Below are 12,718 nucleotides of genomic sequence, written 5' to 3' on the forward strand. Positions count from 1 at the left end.
GGCACCACGCGACAAGAGGAGCACCCGTCCCGGACGACGGTCCGAGGCGGGTGCTCCAACCTGCCACTTGACAGAACGGCCTACATATCAGGCGTCGCCCGCGAGCAGGCGGTCCACCGCGGCGAGGGGGATGGGCTCCCAGTCCGGTCGGTTGCGCGACTCGTAGACGACCTCGTAGAGCGCCTTGTCGAGCGTGAGCGCCCGGACGAGCGCCTCGGACGTCGCGCGGTCGACGCCGGCCGTGTCGGCCCGGTCGTACGCGTCGAGGAACGCGGTGCGCGCCTGGACGGCCCACGCGGCGTCGGGCGCGTGCCCGACGGCGGCGGCGTAGTCGAACGAGCGCACGATCCCGGCGACGTCGCGCAGCGCGAGGTCGGGCCGCGTGCGCTCGACGACGGGGCGCAGCGGCTCGCCCTCGAAGTCGAGCACCTTCCACCCGAACCGGCGGGCGTGCAGCACCTGGCCGAGGTGCAGGTCACCGTGGACGGTCTGGAGCCGGGGGAGCGCGTCGGGGACGCGCGTGACGTTCGCGAGGCGCGCGGACGTGCGGTCCCAGAAGGCGGCGACGTCGTCCGCGCGCCGCGCGAGCGCGCGCGACGACGCGACGGCCTCGTCCGCCCGCCGGCGCAGGTCCGCGACGAGCCAGCGCGCGTCGACCGGCGAGCCGACGTCGAACGCGCGCCGGAGCGCGGCGTGCAGGTCGGCGAGCACGCGCCCCAGGTCGGCCGCGAGGTCGGCGAACGACGCGCCCTGGCCCGCGTACGAGCACGCGAGGTCGAACCCGTCGCGCGCGCCCTCCACGAACTCGCTGAGGATCGCCAGGTGCGCGGACCGCGGCGCGGGGTCCGGGGCGGTGCTCGACGGCGGCGACCCCGGCCCGGCGGTCGGCCCGCCCGGTCGGTGGTCCGGGTCCGGTCCGACGGCGGCCGGGTCGTCCGCCGCGTCCCACGTCACCTCGAGCCACGCGAGCGGGCGGGGCACGCCCGTCCAGCCCTGGGCCGCGAGCGCGCGGGGGATCGTCACGTCGGGGTTGGGGCCGATCGCGATGGCGCGCAGCACCTTGAGCATGCTCCCGCCGGCGACGCCCGGGAGCAGCACCGAGCTGTTGGACTGCTCGACGCTCAGCGCGCGGCCCCCGGCGAGCTCGCGGTCGGGCGCACCGGCGTCGCGGGACCCCGCGGCGCGGGGCGCCGAGCCCGGCTCCTCCCACGCGGCCTCGGCCAGGAGGGCCGCCCAGCAGGCGGGGTGCGTGGTGCCGTCGTGCACGACCCACCCCGGGCCGGCCGGGACGTCCGTGCCCAGGGTGCCGATCGGCGTCGGGCTCCCGAGCCTCGCCGCGCCACCGGGCTCCACGCCCCCGCTCGCGGTGCCCGCGGGTTCGAGCACGAGGGGCACCTGCACGACGAGGTCGACGCCGTCCCCGACGAGCCGCAGGAGGTGGAGCTCGACCCGCGCTCGCCCTGATGCGTCGTCGGGCGGGCCGGCGGCCGGGGCGGACGCCGGGACGTCGAGCGCGAAGGACAACCACGGCACGTGCCGCACGGCGACCCCTTTCACGGGGTACCACCGCCGCGCGGGCAGCCAGTCGTCCAGGAGCGCCATGAGCTCCGCCGAGGGCGGGTCCGTCCGCCGTACCGTCACGCGTGCCTCCCGGGTCGGGTCGCTCTCATGCCATCACGCGAGCGACGAGCCCGCCGCACGAGGACCGGGAGGAGGCGCGCTCACGCGGGGTCGTGCACGACGAGCCAGTAGAAGTCGCGCGACCCCCAGGTCATGACGACGCGCTCGTCGTCGTCGACGGCGGGGAAGTGCGCGCCGCCGAACACGTCGGTGAGCGTCGCCCCGGCGTGACCGGGCAGGTGCACCGCGGCCGAGCGCGCGGTCGCGGAGAGATTCGCGACGCACAGGACCGTCTCGGTCGGCGTGCGGCGCAGGAACGCGAGGATCGACTCGTTGTCGCAGTCGAGCGGCACGAAGTCGCCCGTGCCGAACGCCTTGTGCCGGCGCCGGACCTTGAGCATGCCGTGCACCCAGTGCAGCAGCGACGTCGACTGCTCGAGCTGCGCCTCGACGTTGACGTAGCCGTAGTGGTGCACGAGCGACTGGACGAGCGGCAGGTACACCTTGCCGGGGTCGGCGGTGGAGAACCCCGCGTTGCGGTCGGGCGTCCACTGCATGGGCGTGCGCACGGCGTCGCGGTCGGGCAGCCAGATGTTGTCGCCCATGCCGATCTCGTCGCCGTAGTACAGGCACGGGCTGCCGGGGAGGGAGAGCAGGAGCGCGTGGGCGAGCTCGACCTCCTTGCGCGAGTTGTCGAGCAGGGGCGCGAGCCGGCGCCGGATGCCGACGTTCGCGCGCATGCGCGGGTCGGGCGCGTACCAGCCGTACATCGACGCGCGCTCCTCGGTGGAGACCATCTCCAGGGTGAGCTCGTCGTGGTTGCGCAGGAACGTGCTCCACTGCGCGCCGGGCGGGATGTCCGGCGTGTCGGCGAGGATCTCCAGGACCTGGTTGGCGCGCTGGTCGCGGATCGCGTAGTAGATGCGGGGCATCACGGGGAAGTGGAAGCACATGTGGCACTCGGGCTCGTCCTCGGTGCCGAAGTAGTCCACGACCTCGCGCGGCCACTGGTTCGCCTCGGCGAGCAGGATGCGCCCCGGGAACTCGGCGTCCACCATGCGCCGCACGCGCCGCAGGAACTCGTGCGTCTGCGGCAGGTTCTCGCAGTTGGTGCCCTCGGCCTCGTACAGGTACGGCACCGCGTCGAGGCGGAACCCGTCGACCCCCATCTGCAGCCAGAACCGCGCGACGTCGAGCATCGCGTCCGCGACGCGGGGGTTCTCGAAGTTGAGATCGGGCTGGTGGGAGAAGAACCGGTGCCAGAAGAACTGGCGTCGCACGGGGTCGAACGTCCAGTTGGACGTCTCGGTGTCGACGAAGATGATGCGCGCGTCCTGGTAGCGCGTGTCGTCGTCGCTCCACACGTAGAAGTCGCCGTACGGGCCCTCCGGGTCGGCGCGCGACGCCTGGAACCACGGGTGCTGGTCGCTCGTGTGGTTCATGACGAGGTCGATGACGACGCGCATCCCGCGCGCGTGCGCCTCGCTGACGAGCTCGGCGAAGTCCGACGTCGAGCCGTACTGCGGCGCGATCGCCGTGTAGTCGGAGACGTCGTAGCCGCCGTCGCGCAGGGGCGACGGGTAGAACGGCGGCAGCCACAGCGCGTCGATGCCGAGCCACTGGAGGTAGTCGAGGCGGTCGATGAGGCCTCGGAGGTCGCCCGTCCCGCTGCCGTCGGAGTCGGAGAACGCGCGGACGATCACCTCGTAGAACACGGCCGTGCGGTACCAGTCTGGGTCGTCCGACAGCCCGGGGCGCGCGTCGACGGGCGCCGTCGGCTGGCGGCGTGGCGGGAGCGCCGCGACGGGGACCGGCGCGGTGATGGGCGGCACGGGGGCGGGGCCGGCAGCGGGACCGCGCACGGGGACCGGTGCAGCATCGCGAGGGAACGTCATGCAGGCCTCACGTGCACGACGTGCGCGACCTGGCGCATCGGCTCGAGCCGCACGTAGACGTCCTGGCCCCAGCCGTAGCTCTCGCCGGACAGCTCGTCGTGCGCGACGAAGGACGGCACCCACGGGTCCTGGCCGTCCGCGAGGGGAGGCAGCCCGAGGGTCGCGAGGTCGAGGTGCACGTTCGACTCCTGCGGGGAGCGGGGGTCGAGGTTCACCACGACGACGACCGTGTCCGCCTCGCCGGTCGGCGAGTGCTCGGCGGGCAGGTGCCGCGAGAACGCGAGCACCTGGTCGTTCGTCGTCGGGTGCACGGTGAGGTTGCGGAGCTGGCGCAGCGCGGGGTGGTCGCGCCGGACCTCGTTGAGCCGCGCGAGCAGCGTCGAGATCCCGATCTCCTCGGCGAGCGCCCAGTCGCGCGGCTTGTACTCGTACTTCTCGTTGTCGATCTGCTCCTCGACGCCCGGGCGCGGGACGTTCTCCACGAGCTCGTACCCGGAGTAGATCCCCCACGTGGGCGACCCGGTCGCGGCGAGCACCGCGCGCACCGCGAACCCGGCCACCCCGCCGTGCTGGAGGTACGGGGGGAGGATGTCGTGCGTCGTCGGCCAGAAGCTCGGCCGCATGTACGCGCCCGCCTCTCCCGAGACCTCCTCGAGGTACTCGGCGAGCTCGTCGCGCGTGTTGCGCCACGTGAAGTACGTGTACGACTGGTGGAACCCGATCCGCGCCAGCGTGTGCATCATCGCGGGCTTGGTGAACGCCTCCGAGAGGAACACGACCTCGGGGTTCGTCGCGCGCACCTCCGCGAGCAGCCACTCCCAGAAGTCGAGCGGCTTGGTGTGCGGGTTGTCGACGCGGAACGCCGTGACGCCCCGCTCGATCCACACGCGGACCACCCGCAGGACCTCGGCGTAGATGCCCTCGGGGTCGTTGTCGAAGTTCAGCGGGTAGATGTCCTGGTACTTCTTGGGCGGGTTCTCGGCGTACGCGATCGAGCCGTCGGCGCGGGTCGTGAACCATTCCGGGTGCTCGGCGACCCACGGATGGTCGGGCGAGCACTGCAGCGCGAGGTCGATCGCGACCTCGAGCCCGTTGCGTCGCGCCTCCTTGACGAACGCGCGGAACGTGCGGTCGCTGCCGAGCTCGGGGTGGATCGCGTCGTGGCCGCCGTCCTTCGAGCCGATCGCGTACGGGCTGCCCGGGTCGCCCGGGAGCGCCGTGAGGGAGTTGTTGCGGCCCTTGCGGTGGGTCGTGCCGATGGGGTGGACGGGCGTGAGGTAGACGACGTCGAACCCCATCGCGGCGATCGCGGGCAGGCGCCGGGCCGCCGCGGTGAACGTGCCGGAGCGCCAGCGCCCGTCCTTGAGCCGGCGCGCGCCCTCCGAGCGCGGGAACATCTCGTACCACGCGCCCGCGAGCGCCAGCGGCCGCTCGACGCGCAGGTCGTAGGTGGCCGACGCCGTCACGTGGTCGCGCAGGGGCGCGCGGTCCAGGACGTCGCGCACCTCGGGGGACGTCGCCGCGGCGAGGCGGGCCTCGGCGGGGCGGCTCGCGTCGGCGAGGGCGGCGGCCGCGTCGGCGAGCGTGCGCGCGTCCTGCGGCGACCGGGTGCCCGGGGTGCCGTCGGCGCCCGGGAGGGGGACGGCGTCGGCCAGGACGCGCTCGAAGAGGCGGACGCCCTCGGCGAGCATGAGGTCGACGTCGACGCCCGCGGCGATCTTCACCGTCGCGTCGTGCGCCCAGGTGCCGTACGGGTCGCTCCACGCCTCGACCCGCAGCGACCAGTCGCCGAGGGAGTCGGGGTGCAGCGACGCGCGGAAGCGGTCGAGGCCGGGCGCGACGTCCACCATCCGGGCGGTGCGCTCGGCCCCGTCCGGGGCGACGAGGACGGCGGTCGCGGCGACGGCGTCGTGCCCCTCGCGGAACACGGTCGCCTCGACCGGCACCATCTCGCCGACGACGGCCTTCGCGGGCCACCGCCCGCCCTCGACGACGGGGGACACGTCCAGCACGGGGATGCGGCCGATCGGGGCGGACGGCGCGGGAAGGGGGGAGGTCGCGGGGGTGCGGTGCGGCGCGGGGGCCGGAGGGGTCGACGTCACACGCACAACGTATCGAGGCCCGCGGGGGGCGGGCACCTGGGAGCGCGGGTCGGCGCGTCGCACGTCCGTGCCCGCAGGCGGCGCGCACCGGGGTGAAACTTCATGCAAGCGTTACGTGCGTGTGACGGCGCGAGGGTGTGCAGCGGCCCGAGCCCCCGTAGTCTCGTCCCCGTGAGAGCGATCCGACGGTTCACCGTCCGCACCCTGCTGCCCGCCGAGCTGCGCGACCTGGACGAGCTGGCGCACAACCTGCGCTGGTCCTGGCACGCCCCGACGCGCGACCTGTTCGCCGGCATCGACCCCGAGGCGTGGGCGTCCGTGCACGGCGACCCCGTCGCGCTGCTGGGCGCGCTCGGCCCGGAGCGCCTCGCGGAGCTCGCCGCCGACGGCGCGTTCGTCGAGCGCGTGCGCGCGGCGGCGGCCGACCTGCGCCACTACCTCGACGACGCGCTGTGGTACCAGCAGCGGGCGGCCGCGGAGGACGAGAACGGCCCGCTCCCGGCCGCGATCGCGTACTTCTCGCCCGAGTTCGGCATCACGTCGGTGCTGCCCCAGTACTCCGGCGGGCTCGGCATCCTCGCGGGCGACCACCTCAAGAGCGCGAGCGACCTCGGCGTGCCGATCGTCGGCGTCGGGCTCCTGTACGGCGCCGGGTACTTCAAGCAGTCCCTCACGCGCGACGGCTGGCAGGTCGAGACCTACCCGCTGCTCGACCCGGACGGCCTCCCGCTGACCCTGCTGCGCGACGACGACGGCACGCCCGCGCGCGTCTCGCTCGCCCTCCCGGGCGGTCGGACGCTGCACGCGCACGTGTGGGTGGCCGCCGTGGGGCGCGTGCCCCTGCTGCTGCTCGACTCGAACGTGCCCGGCAACGACGAGGCCGCGCGCAAGGTCACCGACCGCCTCTACGGCGGGGGTGGGGAGCACCGTCTCCAGCAGGAGCTGCTGCTCGGCGTGGGCGGCGTGCGCGCGCTGCGCCTGTGGTCGCGCCTCACCGGCGCGCCGGCGCCGGAGGTCTACCACACGAACGAGGGGCACGCCGGGTTCCTCGGCGTCGAGCGCATCCGCGAGCTCGTCGAGCAGGGCCTCACGTTCGACGAGGCCCTGGAGGCCGTGCGCGCCGCGACGGTCTTCACGACGCACACGCCCGTCCCGGCCGGCATCGACCGGTTCGGCCGCGACCTCGTCACGCAGTACTTCGGCGGCGACATGGCCGTGGACGGCCTGCCTGTGGAGCGGGTCCTCGCGCTCGGCGCCGAGGACTACGACGGCGGCGACCCGACCGTCTTCAACATGGCCGTCATGGGACTGCGCATGGGCGGCCGCGCGAACGGCGTCTCGCTGCTGCACGGCGAGGTGTCGCGGGGCATGTTCGAGGGGCTGTGGCCCGGGTTCGACGCGCGCGAGGTCCCCATCACGTCCGTGACGAACGGCGTGCACTCGCCCACCTGGGTGGACCCCGCGTTCGCGGCCCTCGAGGCCGAGCGGCTCGGGCTCGACGAGCTCACGGCCGACGACGCGTCGTCGGGCTGGCTGCGCGGTGAGGGCGAGGGCGGCGTGAGCGACGGCGAGCTGTGGGCGGTCCGCCGCGAGATGTGTGGTCGCCTCGTCGACGAGGCCCGCCGCCGCGTGCGCAAGTCGTGGCGCGAGCGCGGCGCGACCCCGGCGGAGCTGGGCTGGGTCGACGACGTCCTGTCGCCCGACGTGCTCACCATCGGCTTCGCGCGCCGCGTGCCCACGTACAAGCGGCTCACGCTCATGCTGCGCGACCCCGAGCGGCTCAAGGCGCTGCTGCTGCACCCCGAGCGCCCCGTGCAGCTCGTCGTGGCCGGCAAGTCGCACCCCGCCGACGACCAGGGCAAGCGGCTCATCCAGCAGCTCGTGCGCTTCACCGACGACCCCGAGGTGCGCCACCGCATCGTCTTCCTGCCCAACTACGACATCGCCATGGCGCAGTCGCTCTACCCGGGCTGCGACGTCTGGCTCAACAACCCGCTGCGTCCGCTGGAGGCGTCGGGGACGTCGGGCATGAAGTCGGCGCTCAACGGCGGCCTCAACCTGTCGATCCTCGACGGGTGGTGGGACGAGTGGTACGACGGCGAGAACGGCTGGGCCATCCCCACCGCCGACGGCGTCGAGGACCCCGACCGCCGCGACGACCTCGAGGCGTCCGCGCTCTACGACCTCGTCGAGCAGCAGGTGGCGCCGCGCTTCTACGACCGCACCGCCGACGGCGTCCCGGACCGGTGGCTCGAGATGGTGCGGCACACGCTCGCCACGCTCGGCCCCAAGGTCCAGGCGACGCGCATGGTCGGCGAGTACGTGACGCGCCTGTACGCGCCCGCCGCCGCCGCGGGGCGGGCGCTCGCGGCCGACGGGCTCGCCCCCGCGCGCGAGCTCGCGCACTGGAAGAACGCGGTCCGTGCGGGCTGGTCGCGCGTGCGGGTCGACCACGTCGACTCGTCCGGCATCGGCGAGGTGCCGCAGGTCGGCGACCGGCTCACCGTGCGCGCGTACGTCTCGCTCGGCGACCTGCGCCCCGAGGACGTGCAGGTGCAGGTCGTGCACGGCCGCGTCAGCGAGGCCGACGTCATCGAGGAGTTCACCGCCGAGCCGCTCGCGCTCGCCGAGACGTACGAGGCCGGCCGCTACGCGTTCGCCGGTGACGTCGTGCTCGACGCCTCCGGCCCGTTCGGCTACACGGTGCGCGTCGTCCCGACGCACACCGGCCTCCCGAGCGTCGCCGAGCTCGGCCTCGTCGCCAACGCCTGACGCCCCGCTGCCGAGGTAGAGCCTCCGGTCGCGGCGTAGAACACCCGGAGTTCTACATCGCGACCGGAGGCTCTACCTCGTGGGAGCCGGTGGCCGGGACGAGCCCGCTGGGCGCGGTCGACGGTTGTCCACAGGTTCCTGGCCGGCCCTGGCTGCGGCCGGCGTGCTCGGCCATTCTGTGCCCGTGAGCACGGACGAGCACGAGGTCGAGCAGACGCGTCGGACGGTGAGTCGTCCCCGGGACACGCGGCACCCGCCCCGGCGAGACGACGACGCGCGTGCTTCCGTGCCGTTGCCGTCGGTGGTCCGGTTCTCGGCAGAGCGGCGCGCCGAGATCGCGGCCGCGGTCCGCCGCGGCACGCTCGTCCGGGTGCGTCGGGGTGTCTACGCGGCCCCGCCGGCTTCGGTGGCTCCGCCGGCGCGGCGTCGGCGCGACGCCGTCGTCGCGCGTGCGGTAGCGCTCGCGGGACGGTTGACGACGGACTACTGGTTCAGTCACTCGACCGCTGCAGTCCTGCACGGGCTGTGGACCTGGCGGCTCGAGGACGAGGTCCATGTGACGCAGCTCGGGAACCCGTCCGTGCGCCGGACCGACTCGGGGTTCCGCAGGCACTGGACGGCGCTGCCCGAGAGCGACCGCTGCGAGCTCGACGGTCTGCCGATCACCTCGCTGGAGCGCACGATCGTCGACTGTGCTCGTTCTCTCAGCCCGACGGCGGGCGTCGTGGTCGCGGACTCGGGGCTCCGTGCCGGGGCTGACGTCCAGAAGGTCACGGCCGTTCTGGACGCAGCCGCCGGTGGGCGTGGCGTCCAGCGCGCACGGAGGGTCCTCGCCGAGGCCGATCCCCGGTCGGAGTCGCCGGGCGAGAGCGTGGTGCGCTGGTTGGTGGTCGACGCGGGCCTCCCGCACCCTGAGCCGAACCTCGCGGTGACGACCTGGCGAGGCACGTACCGGCTGGACGTCGCGTGGGCGACGTACCGCGTCGCGGTCGAGTTCGACGGAGCCGTCAAGTACTCCGGCGGCGAGTACGGCGACCCGCGGGACCGCCTGCTCGCGGAGAAGACCAGGCACGACGCCCTGACGGAGGCAGGGTGGTTCGTCCTGCGGGTGACGTGGAACGACCTCGCGGAACCCGACGTCCTCGTTCGCCGGATCCGGGCTGCGCTCGCGCGACGCTCCGCGAGATAGAGGCTCCCGCAGCGAGGTAGGGCTCGCGGAGCTCTATCTCACGACCGGAGGCTCTATCTCGCGGGTGTCGAGGAGGGTGAGGTAGCGGGAGCGGGTGCGGACGACGTCGGCGAGCTGGGTCTCGATGCCGTCGACGAACTCCTCGCGGTAGACCGCGTCGACCTGCACGGAGATCGCGTAGTAGAGGCCGGTGAAGGTCGCGATGGCGACGGAGACGCGCAGGAGCGTCTGCGTCACGACGAGGTCCGCCCCGCCGACCCCACCCCCGCCCGCGAGCGAGAGCGTCTGCTGCCAGGTGCCCCCGTCGACGTCCCACAGCGCCATGACCTCCGGCGTCACGGTGAGGGTCCCCAGCGCCATGAAGAACACGCCCATGCCGAGACTCACGACGAGGACCTGCAGGAGCTGGCTGCTGGCGATCATGGTCGCGAGGTTCGCCGTCTGGCCGCGGCTGAAGCGCGTCGCGCGCTCGTGCCCGGGTAGCCGCGCAGCCGTCTCGGCGAGGGCCTCGCGCGCCTCGCCCGGGGAGCGCAGCGCGACGAACAGCACGACGAGCAGCGCGAAGAACGCGCCGAGCACGAGGTCCGCGACGCCGTGCGTGCGGTCGAACACCTGCCAGACCTCGGCGTTGTAGAACAGGACGAGGGAGAACACGAGCAGCAAGGGGAGCAGCCGCACGAGGCGCAGGAGAGCGGCGCCGAGCTCGTCCGTGACGCGCGCGAGACCCCACCACAGCGACGACAGCACGCCGTACCCCACGACGACGCGCACGACCCCGAGCAGGACCAGGTTCCCCACGACGGTGAGCAGCGCCTCGTCCCACTGGCCGCCGAACACGAGCGGCAGCAGCGCCGGGACGAGCACGAAGAACGCGAGCTCGGGGAGGCCGACCGACTGGGGGAGGGTCGACCACGCGCGGCCGCGCACCACGTTGAGACCCGCGTAGGCGCCGGCGACGATCGCGGCGCCGCCGAGGAGCGCGAGCGCGTTCGCCCAGGCGGGCCAGCCGGAGCGGAGGGCGCCGGTGAGCTCGGCGAGCAGCACGACGAGCAGGAACGGTGCCGACCGACCGAAGACGTCACGGTCCACGGAGTGACCCTCGACGAGGAGCGGGAGCCCGTTGCGGCGGAAGACACGTTCGCACGCAGCGACGTCGGACGGGTCGGTCTCCGGCTGCGTGCCGGACTCCTGGACGACGCCCGGCCCGGCCGGTTCGCCGTGCCCGACCGGTCCCGTACCCGAGGCGAGGGCAGGTCGTCCGGGTCGGGACGCGTCGTCGTGCACGCTCATGCTCGGTGACCCTACCGGCCGTGGCACCTCGCGCGACGGACGACGACAGCCGGCCCCCAACGACCAGGTGCTGTCTCGCGTGGGTTCAGCCGAGCTCCGCCGCGAGCGAGCGGCCCGCGACACGGCCCGAGTAGAGGCAGCCGCCGAGGAACGTGCCCTCGAGCGCGCGGTGGCCGTGCACGCCGCCGCCGCCGAACCCGGCGGCCTCGCCCGCGGCCCAGAGCCCGGGCAGCATGGAGCCGTCGGCGCGCAGCACGCGCGCGGACGTGTCGGTCCACAGCCCGCCGAGCGTCTTGCGCGTGAGCACCGAGAGGCGGACGGCGAGCAGGGGCCCGTCCTTGGGCGTGGTGAGCGGGCGCGGGGGCGAGACGCGGATGAGCCGGTCGACGCGGTAACGCCGCGCCATCGCCGTCGCGACGACCTGCGGGTCCTTGCCGAGGCCGGTGCGGACCTGCTCGTCGCGCAGGTGGACGATGCGTGCGAGGGCGTCGCCGTCGACGTGGCCGCGCGAGCCCGGCGTCGCGTCCACGAGCGCGTTCATCCCGGCGGCGAGCTCCTCGGGCGTGTCGGCCCAGACGAACTCGGGCGACTGCTCGGCGAACCGCGCCACCGGCCCGACGGCGCCCGGCAGCACGCGCTGCGCGAGCAGCCGGACGTCCTTGCCGGTGAGGTCGGGGTTCTGCTCGGAGCCCGACAGCGCGAACTCGGTCTCCATGATCGCCTTGTTGAGCACGAACCAGGAGTGGTCATCGCCGCGCTCGGTGACGTGCTGGAGCGCGCCGAGCGCGTCGAACCCCGGGAACAGCGGCGCGGGCAGCCGGTTGCCGTCGGCGTCGAGCCACAACGAGCTCGGGCCGGGCAGGATGCGGATGCCGTGGTCCGTCCACACGGGGGAGTGGTTCGCGATGCCCTCGGGGTAGTGCCACATGCGGTCCTCGTGGACGAGCGCGGCGCCCGCGTCGGCGGCGACGCCGATCATGAGCCCGTCGGTCGAGTCGGGGACGCCGGAGAGCATGCGGGCGGGCAGGTGGCCGGCGGACCGCGGCCAGCGCGAGCGCACGAGGTCGTGATTCGCGCCGATCCCGCCCGACGTCACGACGACGGCGCTCGCGGCGATCTCGACCTCGCCGACCACGTCGCGCGACGACGGGGCCCCGCGCTCCGCGTCGGACGGCGCCAGCACCTCCGCGCGCACGCCCGTCACCGCGCCGTCGGTCACCACGAGGGACGTGACCCGGTGCCGGAACCGCAGGTCGAGCAGGCCCGCGGCCCGGGCGTCGAGCGCGGCGCGGACGAACGGCTCGAGGATGCCCGGCCCGGTGCCCCACGTGACGTGGAACCGGGGGACGGAGTTGCCGTGGGCGCCCGCCGCGGACCCGTCGGCGCCCGAGCGCACCGGGTACCCGCCGCGCTCGGCCCACTGCACCAGGGGGAACCACCGCACGCCCTTGTCGTGCAGCCAGCCACGCATCTCGCCCGCGGCGAAGTCGACGAACCCGCGCGCCCACGCGTACCCGTGGCGGTCGGGGCCTTCTCCTCGGTCGGCGCCGGGCGCGAACTGCGCGGACCCGAGCCAGTCGTCGAACGCGAGCTCGGCCGAGTCCGTGACGCCCATGCGCCGCTGCTCGGGCGAGCCGACGAGGAACAGGCCGCCGAACGACCACCACGCCTGACCGCCGAGGCTCGCGGCCGGCTCCTGGTCGAGCAGGACGACACGACGCCCCGCCGCGGTGAGCTCGGTCGCCGCGACGAGCCCGGCGAGGCCGGCCCCCACGACGACGATCTCGGGATCCTGGATCGCGGGAGAGCTGACGGAGGAGTCGACCGCGCTGTCACTCATGCGGGAACAC

The 12,718-nt window shown here is 74.2% G+C and carries 7 protein-coding genes; 2 read left to right on the plus strand and 5 right to left on the minus strand.

Annotated features, from left to right (window positions below; all coding sequences use genetic code 11):
• Nucleotides 1-87: 87 nt before the first annotated feature.
• The 3 genes from ACFC2L_RS17460 to ACFC2L_RS17470 all read right to left on the minus strand — a co-directional run bounded on the left by ACFC2L_RS17460 (nucleotide 88) and on the right by ACFC2L_RS17470 (nucleotide 5,617).
• Nucleotides 88-1,641 carry an aminoglycoside phosphotransferase gene (locus tag ACFC2L_RS17460; RefSeq protein WP_375825606.1) on the minus strand — a complete coding sequence of 518 codons (1,554 nt, stop codon included), beginning with the start codon at nucleotides 1,639-1,641 and terminating at the stop codon, nucleotides 88-90.
• Nucleotides 1,642-1,721: 80 nt separating this feature from the next.
• Entirely contained in the window at nucleotides 1,722-3,515 is a 1,794-nt protein-coding gene (gene treS, locus ACFC2L_RS17465) for a maltose alpha-D-glucosyltransferase (RefSeq protein ID WP_375825607.1), read from the minus strand.
• Nucleotides 3,512-5,617: a maltotransferase domain-containing protein gene (locus ACFC2L_RS17470; RefSeq protein ID WP_375825608.1), complete on the minus strand. Its 2,106-nt coding sequence runs from the start codon at nucleotides 5,615-5,617 to the stop codon at nucleotides 3,512-3,514. The genes treS and ACFC2L_RS17470 overlap by 4 nt, the downstream gene beginning before the upstream one ends.
• 171 nt (nucleotides 5,618-5,788) lie before the next feature.
• Between ACFC2L_RS17470 and glgP the strand changes: the two genes are divergently transcribed.
• Complete coding sequence (gene glgP / locus ACFC2L_RS17475; protein WP_375825609.1) at nucleotides 5,789-8,389, plus strand: alpha-glucan family phosphorylase; 2,601 nt, start codon at nucleotides 5,789-5,791, stop codon at nucleotides 8,387-8,389.
• A gap of 184 nt (nucleotides 8,390-8,573) precedes the next feature.
• Complete coding sequence (locus ACFC2L_RS17480; protein ID WP_375825611.1) at nucleotides 8,574-9,578, plus strand: hypothetical protein; 1,005 nt, start codon at nucleotides 8,574-8,576, stop codon at nucleotides 9,576-9,578.
• Between the two features lie 33 nt (nucleotides 9,579-9,611).
• Here ACFC2L_RS17480 and ACFC2L_RS17485 read toward each other — a convergent pair whose 3' ends face one another.
• Both ACFC2L_RS17485 and ACFC2L_RS17490 read right to left on the minus strand, forming a co-directional pair.
• Nucleotides 9,612-10,868: a hypothetical protein gene (locus tag ACFC2L_RS17485; RefSeq protein WP_375825612.1), complete on the minus strand. Its 1,257-nt coding sequence runs from the start codon at nucleotides 10,866-10,868 to the stop codon at nucleotides 9,612-9,614.
• Between the two features lie 85 nt (nucleotides 10,869-10,953).
• Nucleotides 10,954-12,708, minus strand: coding sequence for an FAD-binding dehydrogenase (locus ACFC2L_RS17490; protein WP_375825613.1), 1,755 nt, complete (start codon nucleotides 12,706-12,708; stop codon nucleotides 10,954-10,956).
• Nucleotides 12,709-12,718 lie beyond the last annotated feature (10 nt).

This window comes from Cellulosimicrobium sp. NPDC055967, from assembly GCF_042269845.1.
GTDB lineage: Bacteria > Actinomycetota > Actinomycetes > Actinomycetales > Cellulomonadaceae > Cellulosimicrobium.

Bases quoted from the DNA above. Each gene is read 5' to 3' on its own strand.
- treS (WP_375825607.1), bottom strand. From the start codon at position 3,515: ATGACGTTCCCTCGCGATGCTGCACCGGTCCCCGTGCGCGGTCCCGCT.
- ACFC2L_RS17490 (WP_375825613.1), bottom strand. From the start codon at position 12,708: ATGAGTGACAGCGCGGTCGACTCCTCCGTCAGCTCTCCCGCGATCCAG.
- ACFC2L_RS17485 (WP_375825612.1), bottom strand. From the start codon at position 10,868: ATGAGCGTGCACGACGACGCGTCCCGACCCGGACGACCTGCCCTCGCC.